This window comes from uncultured Tenacibaculum sp., assembly GCF_947498805.1.
In the GTDB taxonomy this organism is placed as follows: Bacteria; Bacteroidota; Bacteroidia; order Flavobacteriales; family Flavobacteriaceae; genus Polaribacter.
In genome coordinates, this window is record NZ_CANMLT010000007.1 from 191,083 (window position 1) to 210,192 (window position 19,110).

Annotated in this window: 11 protein-coding genes; 10 read left to right on the forward strand and 1 reads right to left on the reverse strand. The window is 31.2% G+C overall.

Annotated features, from left to right (window positions below):
- Nucleotides 1–69 precede the first annotated feature (69 nt).
- Nucleotides 70–1,140, reverse strand: coding sequence for a methylmalonyl Co-A mutase-associated GTPase MeaB (gene meaB / locus Q0873_RS15145; RefSeq protein WP_299108823.1), 1,071 nt, complete (start codon nt 1,138–1,140; stop codon nt 70–72).
- Between the two features lie 100 nt (nt 1,141–1,240).
- Here meaB and Q0873_RS15150 point away from each other — a divergent pair, with 100 nt between their 5' ends.
- The 10 genes from Q0873_RS15150 to Q0873_RS15195 all read left to right on the forward strand — a co-directional run bounded on the left by Q0873_RS15150 (nt 1,241) and on the right by Q0873_RS15195 (nt 19,108).
- Nucleotides 1,241–1,792 (forward strand): RNA polymerase sigma factor, encoded by a 552-nt coding sequence (locus Q0873_RS15150; RefSeq protein ID WP_299108825.1) that lies wholly within the window; start codon nt 1,241–1,243, stop codon nt 1,790–1,792.
- Nucleotides 1,785–2,366, forward strand: coding sequence for a hypothetical protein (locus Q0873_RS15155; protein ID WP_299108827.1), 582 nt, complete (start codon nt 1,785–1,787; stop codon nt 2,364–2,366). The genes Q0873_RS15150 and Q0873_RS15155 overlap by 8 nt, the downstream gene beginning before the upstream one ends.
- Nucleotides 2,347–3,867, forward strand: coding sequence for an MAP7 domain-containing protein (locus Q0873_RS15160; protein ID WP_299108829.1), 1,521 nt, complete (start codon nt 2,347–2,349; stop codon nt 3,865–3,867). Before Q0873_RS15155 ends, Q0873_RS15160 begins: the two co-directional genes overlap by 20 nt.
- 102 nt (nt 3,868–3,969) lie before the next feature.
- Entirely contained in the window at nt 3,970–5,451 is a 1,482-nt protein-coding gene (cysS, locus tag Q0873_RS15165) for a cysteine--tRNA ligase (protein ID WP_299108831.1), read from the forward strand.
- A gap of 7 nt (nt 5,452–5,458) precedes the next feature.
- Nucleotides 5,459–5,974 (forward strand): GNAT family N-acetyltransferase, encoded by a 516-nt coding sequence (locus Q0873_RS15170; protein ID WP_299108833.1) that lies wholly within the window; start codon nt 5,459–5,461, stop codon nt 5,972–5,974.
- Between the two features lies 1 nt (nt 5,975).
- Nucleotides 5,976–6,230: a membrane protein insertion efficiency factor YidD gene (gene yidD, locus Q0873_RS15175; RefSeq protein ID WP_299108835.1), complete on the forward strand. Its 255-nt coding sequence runs from the start codon at nt 5,976–5,978 to the stop codon at nt 6,228–6,230.
- A gap of 6 nt (nt 6,231–6,236) precedes the next feature.
- Entirely contained in the window at nt 6,237–7,088 is an 852-nt protein-coding gene (gene lgt / locus Q0873_RS15180) for a prolipoprotein diacylglyceryl transferase (protein ID WP_299108837.1), read from the forward strand.
- Nucleotides 7,089–7,368: 280 nt separating this feature from the next.
- Nucleotides 7,369–9,111: a hypothetical protein gene (locus tag Q0873_RS15185; RefSeq protein WP_299108839.1), complete on the forward strand. Its 1,743-nt coding sequence runs from the start codon at nt 7,369–7,371 to the stop codon at nt 9,109–9,111.
- A 356-nt stretch (nt 9,112–9,467) separates the two neighbouring features.
- Entirely contained in the window at nt 9,468–18,938 is a 9,471-nt protein-coding gene (locus Q0873_RS15190) for a T9SS type A sorting domain-containing protein (RefSeq protein ID WP_299108841.1), read from the forward strand.
- Nucleotides 18,939–18,943: 5 nt separating this feature from the next.
- Nucleotides 18,944–19,108 (forward strand): hypothetical protein, encoded by a 165-nt coding sequence (locus tag Q0873_RS15195; RefSeq protein WP_299108843.1) that lies wholly within the window; start codon nt 18,944–18,946, stop codon nt 19,106–19,108.
- Nucleotides 19,109–19,110: the final 2 nt, after the last annotated feature.

Below are 19,110 nucleotides of genomic sequence, written 5' to 3' on the forward strand. Positions count from 1 at the left end.
GGTTTAAAATACAAAAGTTATTAGAAGAAAGCTATTCTTTCTACTCGCATAATACGTTTTAAGCCTTCTTTATGTATCTAATAATCGTTTGGCAGCGTTAAAAGGAGTGGTTGTTCCTTTTTCTAGATTTTCAATCTCAATTTTTAATTGATCCTTTATTGCTGGATTGTTGTAGAAGTTGTTTTTTAATTGCTGATTAATAGTTTCTAACAACCAATATTCATTTTGATTCTTTCTCTTTTCGTTGAAGAAATTACGTTGCTTCGCATTGTTTATATAATCGCTAATCATCGCATAAATAGCATCAATTCCTTTATGATGTAGTGCGCTAGCCACCATAACTTTTGGTTGCCATCCATTGTCTTTAGGAGGATATAAGTGTAAAGCTCTATTAAATTCAACTTTGGCAATCTTGGCAGGCTTTGCATTATCACCATCAGCTTTATTAATAACAATGGCATCGGCCATTTCAATAATTCCGCGCTTAATACCTTGTAGCTCATCACCAGCTCCTGCAAGTTTCAATAATAAAAAGAAATCTACCATAGAATGTACGGCAGTTTCTGATTGTCCTACACCAACAGTTTCTATAACAATAGTATCAAAACCAGCAGCTTCACATAAAATAATGCTTTCGCGTGTTTTTTGAGCAACTCCGCCTAAAGAAGTTCCAGAAGGAGAAGGACGAATAAAAGCATTGGCATCAGTAACCAATTGTTCCATACGAGTTTTATCACCTAAAATACTTCCTTTGTTAACAGAACTACTAGGATCTACTGCTAGAACTGCTACTTTTTTACCTAAAGAGGTTAAGTGCTTACCAAAAGACTCAATAAAAGTACTTTTTCCAACACCAGGAACTCCAGTAATACCAATTCGAACAGATTTGTTGGCATGCGGTAAGCAGGCATCTAAAATTTGATTCGCCTTTTCTTGATGTTTTACATTGGTACTTTCTATCAATGTAATAGCCCTACTTAAAAAAGTAATATCACCTCCTAAAATTTTTTCAACAAACTCATTTATTGAAGGTTGTTTTCTTCGGTTACGCTTAATTTTTTGAGCAGAAGATTTACTCGTGGTTTCTGGTTGTGAAACCCCGTCTTTTTCTGATAGTGCTGATTTGTTTTTTGACGTCATTAACAGTGGTAAAGCAAATAATAATGTAAATTTAGAAATAAAATTTTATCAAAATGCAACGCCATTAAAAAACAATCGTCTTTAGAGTAAGAAATCAATAATGAAATCAACCAAACAGCTACATCATTCGGTAATTGAAGCTTGTAAAATAAATGATGCAAAAGCACAAATGCAATTGTATGATTTGTATTGTGATGCTATGTTTAATGTGGCTTTACGATATGTAAAAGATTCATTTGTAGCTGAAGATGTGATGCAAGATGCTTTTGTAAAAGCGTTTAAGAATATGCATTCTTATAAAGAAGAAGTTGCTTTTGGAGCATGGTTGAAAAGAATAGTAATCAATCAAAGTATTGACTGGTTAAAAAAGAAGAAACTAGAACTAATTTCAATAAATGAAGAAATTACATCTTCGATAGTAGAAGAAGATGATTGGTGTGTAGCTTCTACTATTTCTTATCAAGAAATAGTGAGCTGCATTCAAAAGTTAAAAGAAAAATATAGAGTAGTACTTACTTTATTCTTATTAGAAGGGTATGATCATAAAGAGATTTCTGAAATACTAGGAATATCAGAAGTAACCTCAAGAACCCATTTAATGAGAGGTAAAAAACAAGTACGAGAACACTTAAAAACAACTCATCATGTCTAAAGATATTAGAGAAATATTACAGCAGAAGAATGAGAAAAAAGAAACATTATCTGCCAATCATAGAGCGCGTTTTCAACAGAAACTAATGGAAGAGTTACATGATGCTCCAGAGGTAAAAAAGAAAAATTATCAATGGTTATATGTTGCTGCTTCAATAGTGTTGTTACTTGGGCTTGCCGTTACTTTTTATCCAAAAGGAGGAGGGGAGATTGTAGAACCTGTAGTTGATTTGAATGGCAATTCAACGGAAACACAACATATAAGTTTAGGAAGTATTTCTCCTGAATTAAAAACAGTGGAAGCATATTATATCAACTCTATTAATTATGAATTAAGTCAGTTAGAACTAACGAAAGAAAATAAAGAACTATTTGATGGCTATTTATTTCAATTAGGAAATCTAACAAAAGAATATAAATCGTTAACCGAAGAGCTCAATACAAAAGGTGTTAACGACGATACTATCAATGCATTGATTGGAAACTTGCAATTGCGTTTACAGCTGTTAAAACGTATGCAAAAACAATTACGTGAATTTAAAAATCCAACTCAAAATGACATTCAAAAAATTTAAAATAAGTGTATTGCTATTATGCGTTACAGGAACTTTGGTTGCACAAAAATTTGAAAAGAAATTTAGTGAAAAGTTCTATACAAATAAAGACGTTGTAGTAGATATAAAAGCATCTAATGCTGAAATAGATGTTACCACATGGGATAGAAACGAAGTAGCCGTTGAAGCGGTTATAGAAGTTGATGGCCTGGAAAAAAAGGAAGCCGAAAAGTATTTAAATAATTGGAAGTTTGAAGCCTTAGGAAATAAGACTAAAGTGCAAATAAACGCTAATAGAGGAAATTACTACTCTTTTGGTAAAGATAACTTTGTAATGTTCAATCAACATGGAAATAACGTTCCAGGTATATATAGAGTAGCTCCTCATGTAGAGGACGAAGTTATAGTACTACCAAATGTTGCGAATATAGAAATTCCAGAGATAGATTTTGATGCCTTAGTAATTCCAGACTTAGAAGAATTTGAATTTGATTTTGACAAGTATGCAGAAGATGGAGATAATTACTTCATTGAATGGAAAGATGGAGCAAATAGTATTACGATCAAGTCTAAAAAAGAATGGGAAGCATTTAAAAAATCTAAAGACTATAAGAAGTTTAAGAAAAAACAAGAAAAGAGAAAGAAGGAATTAAAAGAAAGAGCAAAGGAACTTAAGAAGCGACGTGAAGAGCATAGGAAAGATCGTGAAAAAATAAGGGAAGAGAAAAGAAAAATGCTTGAAGAAAGACGAAGAATTATCAAAGAAGAAAGAGCTGAAATGGCTAGAGCAAGAGATGAATTAAGAAAGATTAATAGAGAAGAAATCAAAGCAGCTTTAGCAAAAGCACAAGAGCAATTAAAAAATACTCGTTTTAGTTATTCTTTTTCATCAGATAGTAATGAATTTACTATAAATGGAAAGAAGGTAAAAGTGACAAAAAAAATCATTATTAAAGTACCTAAAAATGCTACGTTTGATTTAAATACACGTCATTGTAAGATCAAATTACCGAAAGGGAAAGTAAATGGAAAGGTAAGTTATGGAGCTTTTAAAGCAGATGCTATTAATGGAGGAAAATTGAATGTATCGTTTTCACCAGTTATGATAAAATCACTAAATGCCTGTACCTTATTATTAAACAATGTAACCGATGCTAAAGTAGCATCGGTTACCAATACAAAAATAGATACAAATTCATCTGAAGTAAGAATAGATAAAATCTTAAATAATGTAGAGGTTATTAATAAGTATGGAGAGCTTACTATTTTAGATGTAAGTCCAAATTATAAAACACTAAAGGTGTTATTAAATTCATGTAATGCAGATATTAATTTGTCTAAGATTAAAGATGAATTGATCTATTCTATAGAAAATAGTACACCTTTCTACACAAAAAACTCTGTGATGAAATTTTCTGTAAATGAAAAGACTAAGAAAATTAACGGAAACTTCAGATTATCAACGGATAATAATACCATAGAAATCAAGGGAAAGTATACTCAATTAGCTGTACATGAGTAAGCTAAAAAGTTAAAATAAATTGCTGAAAAACTTCACTAAAATTCCATTTCATTATTCTTTATAAAGTGCCTATCTTAGCGTCAGTTATTAGACACTTTTTCTATGGAATTATACAAAGAAAATCAACTTAAAATTTACAATTCGCTATCAAAAAGTAAAGAACTTTTTGTACCTGTTACTGAAGGACGTGTAGGAATGTATGTATGTGGTCCAACGGTATACAGTAATGTGCATTTAGGAAATATTAGAACATTCATGTCTTTTGATATGGTGTTTCGTTATTTATTGCATTTAGGTTATAAAGTTCGTTATGTAAGAAATATTACAGATGCAGGGCATTTAGAAAATGATGCTGATGAAGGCGAAGATAGAATTGCTAAAAAAGCACGTTTAGAAGAGATTGAACCAATGGAAGTAGTACAACGTTATACGGTAGACTTTCATAATGTAACTACGAAATACAACTTCTTACCACCAAGTATAGAACCAACGGCAACTGGACATATTGTTGAGCAGATTGAAATGATTAAAGAAATCATGGAAAAGGGAATGGCATATGAGGTAAATGGTTCGGTATATTTTGACGTATTAAAATATAATGAGTCTAGTAATTATGGAATTTTATCGGGGCGCACAATAGAAGATGCCATTCATAATACAAGAGTTTTAGACGGACAGTCAGATAAGAAGAACCCACAAGATTTTGCACTTTGGAAAAAAGCAGATGAGCGTCATATTATGCGTTGGCCATCTCCATGGAGTGATGGTTTTCCAGGTTGGCATTTAGAGTGTTCAGTAATGAGTTCAAAATATTTAGGTGAGCAAATAGATATTCATGGGGGAGGAATGGACTTAAAGTTTCCACACCATGAATGTGAAATAGCACAATCACATACATGTTCAGGAGTACAACCTGTAAACTATTGGATGCATGCTAATATGTTATTGTTAAATAGTCAAAAAATGGCTAAATCTACGGGGAATTATATCTTACCAGAAGAAATCTTAACAGGAGATAATAGCATTTTACCCAAAGCATTTAGCGCAGGAGTAGTACGTTTCTTTAATATGCAAGCTCATTATCGTAGTATCTTAGATTTCTCAGGAGATGCATTATTAGCTTCAGAAAAGGGATATAATAAATTGATGGAAGCCTTAAAGATGTTAAAGTCAGTTGAAGCAAGTAAGACTACTAATGATTTTGATGTTTTAGCATGGAAGCAGAAATGTTATGATGCGATGAACGACGATTTTAATACGCCAGTTTTAATAGCTAATTTATTTGAAGCAGTAAAGTTTATCAATTTATTAAAAGACAAGAAAGCGCAAATTTCTGAAGAAGATTTAGCAGTGTTAAGAACAACGTTAGATGCGTTTGTTTTTGATGTTTTAGGATTGGTAGAAGAGGAAACACAACAAGGGTCTAATAAATTAGAAGGAGTTGTAGAAATGCTAATTCAAATGAGAAAAGAAGCGAGAGAAAACAAAGATTGGGCATTGTCTGATCAAATTCGTGATGAATTAGCTTCTTTAGGAATTCAGTTAAAAGACGGAAGAGAAGGAACCACGTTTTCGGTAAATTAAAACTCTTATGATTTTTACTTCTGAACGACTTGTGGTGAAGACAATTACCGAAGCTCATAAAAAGGAGTTTGTAGAGTTGTTAACTGCGGAAGAAATTATTACAGCAATACCACAACAACGTCCTTCTGAAGAAGATATCAATGTAAAATTTGAGAAGGCAATTGGTTTTGATGGAGATATCTCTAAAAATCCATTGAATATTTTTGGCGTTTTTGAAGAAGGGGAAGATGAATTGATAGGCTTGGTAGCATTTCTTACCAATGACGATGGTGATAGAGAATTAGGGTATCGTTTTAGAAAACCTTACTGGGGAAAAGGATATGCAACCGAGATAACAAAAAGAATGATTGATTATTCCTTTTCAGAATTAAAACTAGATAAGATTACTGCCGATGTTTGGGTAGAGAATGTAGCTTCTAATAAGGTTTTATCGAAGTTTTTAAAACCTACAAAGGAGTTTTATAATGAGTATGATAATTGTACAGATAGAAGATATACGTTGTTAAAAGAAGACTGGAATTAGATTGAAAAAAATATTAGCATATCCGTTTATATTATTGGTTCGTTTTTACCAAACGGCCATATCTCCATTTACTCCGGCATCTTGTAGATATTCTCCTACTTGTTCGAGTTATACAATAGAAGCTCTTAAAAAACATGGACTATTTTATGGGGGTTGGCTTGCTACCAAACGAATATTTAACTGTCATCCTTGGGGAGGAAGTGGATATGATCCAGTACCAGAAGTAAAAGAAAAAAAGAATAAAAATATAAAGTAAGAATACATGAATTTATTATCCATAGTGTGGGATTGGAATCCTGAGATTTTTAATATTGGAGGTTTTGGAGTGAGATGGTATAGCTTAATGTTCGTTATAGCTTTTTTACTTGGACTTCATTTTATGAAGAAAATATATATTGAAGACAAGATTTCAATAGAAAAGTTAGATCCATTATTCATGTATGTATTTGTCTCTATGCTAGTTGGAATGCGTTTAGGAGAAGTGTTTTTCTATAGTTGGGCAGATTATCAAAATAATTTATGGCAAATCATACTTCCAATGAAAAGGCAAGAAGGAGCAGAGATGCTCTTTGGATTGGTGAAAGGTTGGAAATTTACTGGTTATACAGGTTTTGCTAGTCATGGAGCTGCTATTGGAATTATTATAGCGATGTATTTTTATGCTAAGAAACATCTTGAAGGAAAGTTTTTGTTCTTATTAGATAGACTAGGAATCATGGTAGCCTTAGCAGCATTCTTTATTCGTTTTGGTAACTTCTTTAACTCAGAAATTTATGGTAAACCAACGGGGTCTAGCTTTGGAGTTATTTTTAAGAGAGCTGGAGAAAGTGTTCCGCGTCACCCAACCCAATTATATGAGGCTTTTAGTTATTTAGCTTTATTCTTTATTTTATGGTATTTCTATTGGAAAACAGATAGAAAGAAGCAAGAAGGATTCTTGTTTGGATTATTTATGATTGGATTATGGGGATTACGTTTAACAATAGAATATTTTAAAGAACCTCAAGTAGAAGGAAGAGAGGATATTGTTTTAGGATTAAATACTGGACAACTATTAAGTATCCCATTAATTTTAATTGGAGTTTGGTTAATGGTAAGAAAAAAGAAAGATTAATTTAAAGTGAAATAATTACATTAATCTCCAAGTGAAAGCTTGGAGATTTTTTATTGTCGAATTTTGTTAATATTTAAAGAATAAATACTAAAGTCAAATTTGGAGTATCTCAGGAATTAGTTTAATTTTAAATCGTCTATATAAAGGCATTATAGATTTTATGGTTAGAAATTTATCCCTTTTAATTTTTACATTCTGCATAGTAGTTTCTAGTTTTTCACAAACTAAGATAGATACTCTTCAACAAAAATTTGCTGCCACCCAAGATGATAGGTTAAAATTGAAGTTGTTAGATACACTAACACATCAAATGATTAGAGCAAAGCATCCTAAGCAGTTTGTCTATTTAAGACAATTGGTGGGGTTGGCAAAAAAACAAGGAGATTTTGACTTAGCAGCATCAAAAACAAGATTTATAGCACAAAAGCATATCTATGGTGGTGAGCCTGATTCTGCTATTTATGTGGTAGAAGAAATGCTAAAGCACAAAGCAAAGTTTACGAAAGATAAATCAGAAGCACATTTATTGTTAAAAAGAGGAGGGGCTTATTTTAATCAGGAATTATTGGAAAAGGCAGCAAAAGATTATGATAAATCAGGAGATTTATTTTTAAAAAGTGGAGATTCTATTTTCGCTGCGGATGCGCGCTACTTTGCTGGACAGGTGTATGTAAACTTAAAAAAATTCTTAGTTTCTTTAGAACGTTATGAAGAAGCATATAAACTATATGATATTTTAGGAGACAAACTATATGCAAATTATGCGATTTCTGAACTTGGAAGTATTTATGGTAGAAACAGGTTCTTTGATAAAGCCATTTCTGAAAGAAAAAGAGTACTCAAAGAATTATGGAAAGATAAAGAATACAAGGGGATAAGTACGGTATACATTCAGTTAGCAGGGAATTATTTAAGTAAAAAAGAATTCGCGATTGCAAAGAAATATGCTGATTCGGCATTGTTTTATGCAGATAGCGTTAAACATAAGGTTGGTAAGGCAGTAATTAAAACGTATGCTGAAGCGGGTGCTTCAAAATATTATTTACATAAGAATAATTTAAAAGAAGCAAAAAAGCATTTAGATCTAGCAGATGAACAAAGGTTGCTTACGGATGCTCCAGAATATTATAATTCTGCGTTGCTATTGCCTAGAGCATCTTATTACAGAAAAATAGGTGATTATTCAAAAGCTATTGAAGTGCTTAAAGAACTTATTAGTAAAAAAGAAAAGATAAATGATGTTAATAACTATATAAAAGCTGAAAGAGAGTTGGGAGAGTTATATGCTTTGCAGAAAGATCATGTTAAAGCTTATCAACATCAGCAGAAATATATTGAGGCTAAAGAGTTGTTAGAAGACGAGGTAAAGACAAATAGGTTGTTGTATTATCAATCGCAGTTCGAGACAGAACGAAAAGACAATGAGATTTATAAAAAAGAAACACAAATTTCATTGTTAGAAAAGGATCAACAATTGGCAAAAAGTAAAAGAAAAACACTTTGGTTATTATTGTTTTCAATAGTGGTAATTTCTATTGTCATTTCCTATTACATTTGGCTTTTAGGAAAACAAAAGAGAAGAGCCTTAAGAAAGAAAATAGCTCAAAATAAAAAAGAACTTGACGAATTTACCAAGTTGTTACTTGAGAAAAGTAAAACACAAGAAACACTTTCAGAAGAAATAGAAAAATTAAAAGAAGAAATTGGAGCTCAAAAATCTATTGAGAAACTCCAAGATTTGACTACTACTAAAATCCTAACAAACGACGATTGGTATACGTTTAAAGAGAAGTTTAAAAATGTATACCCTAGTTTCTTCGTAAAAATCAAAAATAAAGGATATGACTTAACTAAGTCAGAAGAGCGCTTAATTGCAATGGAGAAATTGTATTTAGACACAAATGAAATCGCCAGTATGTTGGCAATCTCTCAGGATAGTGTAACTCGAAGTAGATCTCGTCTTAGAAAAAAGATAAATGCGCCTAAAGGACATTCTATTTTAGAGTTTTTAGAAGCTTCATAGGTTGTTTTTAAACCCTTGTAGTTTAGTGTTTTACTTGTTTGTCCGCTTTTTGTCCGGACTAAAACTCTATTATTTATTCAATAGTTTTTTTCTTTGATTATAATTTATAACCATAAATGTTAATCAAGGATGGAAATAAAAATAAGAAGGAGGAGAAAGCATAAGGTAAGAATTAGAAGAAAGATTTTTTTGATTTTACCATTGCTTCACAAAGGGAAATTATTTTGGTTGTCTAAAGTTCGATTAGAGAAAGCATTCAATGGACATAAAATGAAAATAATCAAGGTAGAATTGGTCTAACCTAAAAAGCATTTAACACTACTTTATTTAATACTATAACCTCACAAACCGCTCAAATGAAAATAAAATTACTTCCATTTTTATTTTTACTATTCAGTAATTTAGTAATTGCCCAGGAAACCCATGTTCCTGATGATAATTTTGAAGCTTATTTAGAAGCTAATGGAATGGGGAACGGGACACCTAATGATAATTATGTTACCACTGCGAATATTTCTTCAATAACATCTTTAAATATCTCTTCTAAGATGATTGCTGATATTACAGGAATTGAAGATTTTACTGCTTTAGAGATTTTAGATTTCTCTAACAATGGTGTTGGTGATTTTGATCTTTCTAATAATCTAGCATTAAAAGAATTGTATTGTGCGACAAATGGAATGAGTTCTATAAACGTTGTGGCAAATGTGAATCTGGAAACTTTAGATTGCTCTGATAATAGTAATACGAGTATTGATGTTAGTGCTAATGTCAAGTTAAAGATATTAAATATTTCAAAGAATGGAACAACAACATTGAACTTAGGGAGTATTACTGCATTAGAAAACTTAAATTTTAGTAATAATAATTTAACCAGTATTGATTTAAGCCATTTATCTGATCTTACAGATTTAAATTGTAGTACGAATTACAATATAAGTACGATTGATTTTTCAGCCTTAACAAGTTTAGTAAACTTGATTTGTGATGATATGGCAATCAATAGTATTAACCTAAGAAGCAATACAGTATTAGAAACATTAAGTATTGATCGATTATCTGGTTTTGATGTTGATCTTTCTAATAATTCAGTGTTAACTAGTCTATCAGCCAATAGCAGTGATTTGACTAATTTAAATGTTCAAAATGGTAATAATGTCAATATTACTTCCTTTGACGTAAGAAATAATCAATTTACTTGTATTCAGGTTGATGATGCATCGGCTAGTTACTTGAGTAGTTGGCAAAAAGACTCGACTGCGTCTTTTGCTGAAGATTGTAGTACAACAAATATTCCAGATACCAATTTTGAATATCATTTAGAAAACCATGATGCTGCTGGAAATGTGGTTCCCGTAGGAAGTCCAAATAGTATGGGGAATGGAATTGTAAATGATGGAAAAGTACTTACTTCAAGAATTAAGAATGTTACTTCGTTAAACATCTCAGGAAATAGTATTGGAGAACTTGATGGATTAGAAGCATTTGAATCATTAGAGGTTTTAGATTGTTCAGAAAATAATTTTAATGAGTTTGATTTTTCTCAACTACCAGAATTAAAAGAATTATATATTCATGATGTCTTTTTTGCAGTATTAAATCTATCTAGCAATTTAAAAATAGAAAAGCTAATTTATAATAAAGCGAATAGTACAACACTAAATCTTGGAAACAATACCGTTATTAAAGAATTAAACATTGGAGGAAATAATATTACTTCTTTTGATGTTTCAGCATATACAACCATTGAGGTTCTTAATATTGATGATAATTATCAAATTATCCCTATCAATGTGCGCCCCTTAGTCAATTTAAAGGATTTGAGTGCTAATGATACAAGTTTACGAAGTTTAGATGTTAGTCAGAATGTATTATTAGAAAAATTATCGATTGATAGAGCCTCTGGTTTTTATTTAAACTTATCAAATAATACTGCATTGACTAGTTTTTCTGCTCGTGAATCGGATATGTCTGGAATTAATATTCAGAATGGAAACAATGCAAATATTACCCATTTTGATACTGAATTAAATACATTGACACTGAGATGTATTCAAGTTGATGATCCTACGGCATCATACTTAAATACGTGGAATACGGATAGTGAAGCGACATTTCGTTTGGATTGTGGAGAAACAAACGTTCCTGATGACAATTTCGAGAATTATCTAGAAACGCACGATGCTGATGGAAATGTAGTTTCAGTTGGTGACGCTACCAGTATGGGGAACGGAATAGCAAATGATAATAAAGTATACACTTCAAATATTTCCGGTGTTACTTCTTTAGATATTTCAAGATTAACAATTTCTGACGCTAGAGGGATTGAGGGTTTTATTGCTTTGCAAACTTTTAGATGTTATGAAAATCAATTAACAAATATCGATCTTTCTCAAAATGCAGTATTAGAAACTATAGAGTTAGGTAGAAATAGCTTGGCAAGTTTAGATCTTTCAGGGAATCCATCACTAAAAACTTTAAGGTGTGGAAATAATCAAATTGTAAGCATAAATGTTTCTCAAAACTTGCTTTTAGAAACTTTCAGTTGTAGTAGTAATCAACTTAGTAGTTTAGATGTAACAAATAATTTGGCATTAAAAAACTTATATTGTTATAGTAATCCATTAGGAAGTTTAGATGTAACACAAAACTCATTATTGATAGACTTAGACTGTGTCGATACCCAGCTTACCGTTTTAGATGTTTCTCAAAATCCAGAATTACTAGAGTTACAAGTCTATGAAAATAACTTAAGCAGTTTAGATGTTAGTAATAACTTAAAATTAGTTGAATTATTTGCAGAGAGTAATAATATTACCAGTTTAGATGTTTCAAAAAATACAATGCTTGAAGATTTGTCTATCGCTTATAATCAGTTAACCTATTTAAATATTCATAACGGAAACAATACAAATCTAAATCCAAATGATTTTGATATTAGAAATAATCCAGGGTTAACTTGTGTTACGGTTGATGATGTGACTTATGCTAATACCACATTCACTAGAAAAGATGCTCAAACGGAATATAAATTGTTTTGCACCGAAACGAATGTGCCAGATGATAATTTTGAAGCGTATTTAGAAACTCATAATTCAGTAGGAGGAGTGGTGCCATTAGGTGACATAACGAGTATGGGGAATGGAATAGCAAATGATGATAAAGTTGGTACAGAAAGAATTCAAAACATAACTTATCTAAATATTTCCAATTTAGGAATTACTGATTTTACAGGATTAGAGGAATTCAAAGCCTTAAAAACCTTACAAGCTTATAGAAATACGGTTGCTAGTTTAGATTTAACTGCAAATACGAATTTAACGGAAATTACCTGTAGTGATATGGGACTTACAAGCATAAACATTTCTAATTTGACAAATTTAGGAAGAGTATGGCTTGGAAATAATAATTTATCTACAATAGATTTGAGCTCTAACACTAACCTAAATTATTTAAATGTAGATAGCAATAACTTTATCACGATAGATATAAGTTCAAACTTAATGCTTTCTGATTTTAGGATAAGGAAAAATGGTTTAACTGCACTTAATACAAGTAATAATACCAATCTAACCAGACTATATTGTGGAGATAATGCATTGACTACATTAGATGTATCCAATAACACGCTTTTACAAACCTTAAGTTGTGGAGAAAATCAATTGACAACTGTGGATGTGAGTGGATTGATAAATCTTACTGATTTGTTCATTGAAGACACTCCAACATTAACATCATTAGACGTTTCTCAAAATGTGAATTTAGAAGACATAGGAGTAAATGGAAATACATCCTTAACGTCGTTAGATTTATCAGGACTAACAAAATTAATTGAAGTTTATACCCATGGAAGTCAAGTAGCTGAATTAGATTTTAGTAATAGTCCAAATTTTGAATATGGTGAATGTCAAAATGGAGCACTAACTTCTTTAAATCTTAAAAATGGTAATAATAGTAGTGATATAGAGCTATATGTGACTGGAAATCCAAACTTATTTTGTATTCTAGTTGATGACCCTGTTGCAAGCTATTTATCTGGATGGGAAAAAGATACAACCACTAATTTTAGTGATGATTGTAATTGGACCTATGTTCCTGATGATAGATTTGAAGATTACCTTGAAACTCACGATGCGAATAATAATAACGTAGCTATAGGAGATCCAACAAGTATGGGGAACGGTATCGCCAATGATAATCATGTGAAAACTGCGAATATTGAAAACGTCACTGATTTATTTATTGGATTTCAGGGAGTTACTGATTTAACCGGTTTAGAAGCTTTTTCTTCTTTAGAAGTTGTTTTTCTTTTTAATAATACATTAACTGATAAAGATTTAGATCTTACAGCCAATACAAAATTGAAGAGAATTGAAGCTAGTGGTATGGGATTAACGAGTATTAATGTTACCGATTTAGCTGATTTAGAAAGATTAGAAATATCGCGTAACAGTCTAACTTCTGTTGATCTTTCTACGAATACTGCTCTTAAAGATTTAATTATTTCAACAAATAATTTATCTGGTTTAGATATTAGTACGAATGTGCTATTAGAAGATTTACAAATTCACGAAACCACTTTAAGTACTATAGATGTCAGTGCAAATGTAAAGCTGACAAGAATTTTGGCTTCTTTAAATCAATTTACTGCCTTAAATACTCAGAATAATACGTTATTAGAAACATTGAGTTTAGGTAGAAACCCTTTGAGTTCTTACGATGTAAGTCACTTAGCAAATCTTCAAGATTTAAATTTAGATGAAACGAATATCACTTCAATTGATATTAGTAAAAACACCAAACTAACAGAATTTAGCGCGAGAAATATTAATGAATTAGCATCGTTAAATGTTAGAAACGGGAACAACAGTAGTTTTACTGAGTTTGAGGTAGATGGTTGTCCAAATTTAACCTGTATTGAAGTTGATGATCCAACAGCTGGTTTTTTAACTGGTTGGTTAAAAGATGCTACTGCTGTTTTTAGAGACGATTGTAATTGGACGTATGTACCAGATGATAATTTTGAAAATTATTTAGAAACTCATAATGCTACAGGTGGTACTGTTACTATTGGAGATCCAACAAGTATGGGGAACGGAATAGCAAATGACGATTATGTAACTACTGCTGCTATAAATTCGGTATTGGTACTAAGATTATACAATCTTAATATTGCAGATTTTACAGGTTTAGAAAATTTTGCTGATTTAGAAAGATTTATCCATAGAAATAATACTACAGCTAATCTTAATTTGGATTTAACATCAAATACAAAACTAGATGAAATTAGGTGTAACGATTTAGATATAGAAAGTATTGATATAACTGGGTTAACTTTACTGAAAGAGATATATTTATACGAATGTGATTTAAATACAATTGATATATCTACCAATGTTGCTTTAGATGATGTAGTGCTATCTGAAAACAATTTAACAAGTTTGGATGTTAGTAATAATGTATTATTAAAAGATCTACAGTTTCATGAGAATAATATTGCAAACATTGATATAAGTAACCTTACTGTATTAGAATCTTTTAAACCTTCTCATAATGCCATTACCAACTTAAATTTAGAAAATAATTTGGCATTAAAATCTTTAAGTATCGGAAGAAATCCTATTGATGAATTGGATATTAGTATGCTTACTGATTTGGAAACTTTATTTGCTTACGAATTAAATATTAGTTCATTAGATATTTCAAATAATACTAAACTTAATGATATATCGTGTTACGGAAATACCAATCTTACGTATTTAAATCTTAAGAATGGGAACAATGATGCGTTCGAAGATATGGATGCTAGAAATAATTCTAATTTAACATGTATTGAAGTAGATGATCCTAATGCGGCTTACTTATCAGCTTCTAATTGGGAAAAGGATGCGACAACGAATTACGCTGAGTATTGTAGATTTACAACCATACCAGATGCAAACTTTGAAGCCTATTTAGAAACACATAATGAATTTGGTGGATCGGTTGCTTTAGGAAGTTCAAATAGTTTAGGTAATGGAATTATTGACGATAATTTAGTGCCAACAGGAAAAATTGAAAACATTCAATTATTAACTCCAAGAAATGAGGGGATTGAGGATTTTGCAGGAATAGAGGATTTCAAAAGTTTAATTCGTTTTTGGGCAGATAATAACACATTAACTAATACCGATTTAGATTTACGTAATAATACACTTTTAGAAAGTGTAACTCTTGAGAATACAGGAATTACAAGTTTAAATATTAATGGTTTGACAGTATTAGAAGGAGTAGAGGCTGCAAATAATAGTTTAACAGCTATAGATGTTTCAACAAATACAGGATTAAAATTCTTAAATGTAGGAGATAATAATTTAACGAGTTTAGATATTAGTAATAATGATTTAACAAGTTTAACAGTTACGAATAATAGATTAGGAACAATAGATGTAAGCAATCAAGCTAATTTAACATCTCTATATTGTGAGAATTCCAATATCACTTCATTAAATATTGCAAATAATCCATTATTGGAGAACCTAGAATGTGGCGTAAATCCATTAAGAAGTTTAGAGATAACTCATCTTTCTGAACTTCGCTATTTATCGTTTAGTTCTACTAGTATTTCTGAAATTGATTTGAGTAATAACGTAAACTTAAGCACATTAGAGTGTGATAGTACACCGTTAACATATTTAGATTTAGTAAAGCAGAACACCTTAGATAACTTATCTTGTAAGAATTCACTACTTACAGGATTGAATTTAAGAAGTGGTAATAATACAGATTTAGACAATGTGGATGTTACAGGAAATCCAAGTTTAACTTGCGTTGAAGTTGATGATCCAACAGCTGCAGCCTTATTAGGAACTTGGTTAAAAGATGCAACTGCGAACTATGCAGAGTATTGTAGAATGACTTACGTTCCAGATGATGCTTTTGAAACGTTCTTAGAAAATAATGGTTATGGAAATGGAGTTATGGACGATTATGTATATACAGCTTTAGTAGAAGTTTCTGAAGGATTTAACTTACATAATGGACTAGTAGAAGACATGACAGGTATCGAAGATTTTAGAGATATGTGGTTTTTAGGATGTCGTAATAATGCTAATTTAACAAGTATTGATTTAAGTAAAAACACAAAGCTAACCAACGTTACATTGGCTAATAATAACTTAGCAAGTTTAGATTTAAGTAATAATTTAATTCTGGAAAAAATATATCTAGATGGAAATTCTAACTTAGGTAATGTTGATATCTCTATGTTAAGTAGTTTAAATACACTTAGTGTTTCTAATACAGGTATTAATTCTATAGATATTTCTAACAATCCATTAATGAGATTATTAAATCTTAATGATAATAATTTTACTGAATTAGATATCTCTATGTATCCAAGTATTGTACAATTACGTATAGCTAATAATCAATTAACTTCGTTAAATGTAGCTAATGGAAATAATGATAATTTCACTTGGTTTGATGGGCAAGGAAATCCTGGGTTAACCTGTATAAAAGCCGATAAAGTAGTTCAGTTATTTCCAGACATTTGGGTAAAAGATGCAACAGCAAGTTTCTCATTATACTGTGATCTAACATATATTGCTGATACTAATTTCGAAAATTATTTAGAAACTCATGATGCTGATGGAAATGTAGTTGCTTTAGGATATACTACAAGTTTAGGAAACGGAATTGCTAATGATAATCAGGTATATACAGAGAAGATTAAAACTGTTATAAACTTAGATTTAAATCGTTTAGATATTACTGATTTAACAGGGATTGAGGCCTTTGCGGCTCTTGAATCGTTAAATGTTGATTATAATGATTTAACAAGTTTAGATATTAGTAGTAATACCAACTTAAAAATCTTAGATGCAGCCGAGAATGATTTAATAGCAATGAATTTTACTAGTAATACTGCTTTAGAAGAAGTAGAATTACGTTCGAATAAAATTGCAGACTTAGTTTTAAACAATCCAAACCTAAAGAAACTAAGAGTAAGTAAGAATCATTTAACTACGCTTGATGTAACCTCATGTGTACAATTAGAAGATCTTTCAGTATCTCAAAATTTATTAGTTGCATTAGATGTTAGAAATGGTAACAACCATTTAATAACTAACTTCTTTGGACGTTTTAATACTGGATTGACTTGTATTGAAGTAGATGATGCATCTGCAGGATATTTGTCAACATGGGAAAAAGATGCAACCGCAAACTTCAGTGAAAATTGTAATTCGGTTGTTTGGTCTGGTGTAAATGGAAGCAATTGGAATGAAGCAGCAAATTGGATTGGAAATGCACTACCTCAAAATACTCAAAATGTTTTAGTACCATACAGAACAAACAGCCCAGAGGTAAATTCTGGAACCTTAGAAACAAATGATTTATATACAGATGCTTTTACATCGTTTGATATCAATGAAAACGGGGGAGTGGTAGTGAATGGTAATTTTACGAATAATGGAACTTTTACAATGAAATCAATAGCATCAACTAGTGCAAGTTTGGTTGTAAAAGGAACTTCAAACGGACAAGTAACATACGAGCGTGGAGGATTGATTGCCAATCAGTGGAGTATTGTTGCTGCACCAGTATTTGGTCAAAGTGTAAAAGACTTTGTTGAAAATTCAGCAAATAATATTCGCGTAAATACTACCGTTACACCTAATAGATATGCCGTAGGATATTATGATGATACCAGACCTACTGGAGACAAATGGGTATATTATACGATAGATGATTTAGCATCAAACAGTATTACTTTCGAAAAAGGACAAAGCTATGCGATTTCAAGAGCAACTAATGGTTCAGTAAGTTTTACAGGAACTATTGAAACAGTAGATGTAAACAAATCAGTGGTAGTGTCAGAATGGAATGCAGTTGGAAATCCGTATACAGCATTTTTACCAATCAATGAAAACTCAGGAACCAACTTTATCAATGATAATTTGGCAAGTTTTGATCCAGCTTACATAGGAGTGTATGTTTGGGATAATGGACAAAGCAAATACATTGCTAAAACTTTGGTAAGTGAGGAGAGTTCATTGGCTCCAGGACAAGGATTCTTTGTAAAAACGACAGGTAGTGCTAGTAACATGACTTTCAAACAAACACAGCGAATGGTGCAACCTGCTACAGGAGGAACTTTTAGTAAAGGATCAAATATTCCAACCATTGGGTTATCAATAGCTTCTAAAGGAGTTCAAGTAAATACTAGTATTAGTTATAGAAATAATGCTACAAGCGGATTAGATGCAGGTTATGACATAGGAAATTTTGATGGAGCTGGATTGGATATTTATACTAGGTTATTAGATGGTTCCTCAGAAAAGAACTTTACTTATCAATCTTTACCTAGTAATTCAAAAGAGACTTATATCATTCCAATAGGAATCAACGTAAAAGAAGGAGTTTCAGTAACTATTTCAGGAAAAGGGGTTTCATTACCATCGGGTACAGAGATGCACTTAGAAGATAGAGAATTAGGGAAGGTTATTAACTTAAATGAAGAAGACTATACATTAACGGTAACTAAATCTATAAATGGAGCTGGAAGATTCTACTTACATACAAAAGGACAAGAAGAAACTCCAGAGTTGAACCAAATAGATATCAAGATCTACAATACAAACAATATACTATTTGTAGAAGGAGTACAAGGAGAGGAATTTGAAGTTACGATGTATAACACTGCAGGAATGTTGGTATACAAAGATAGTTTTGAAGGAATTGGTAAAAATAGCATAGCTTTACCATCAGTTGAAGTGGGAGTTTACGTAGTAAACATTAAATCGAATATTGGAACAAAAAGTAAGAAGATAATTCTTAAGAAATAATAGTAATGGAACACCAAGATAGAGAAGATAAACTTACCAGAAAAGAAGCTTTAAAGAAGTTAGGTAAGTATGGAAAATATACGGCATTAACAGCCTTAGGAACTTACATGATCTTGTCCCCCCATAAGGCACAAGCTCAAAGTCCTGAAACACCAGGGAATAATTTTTAAAC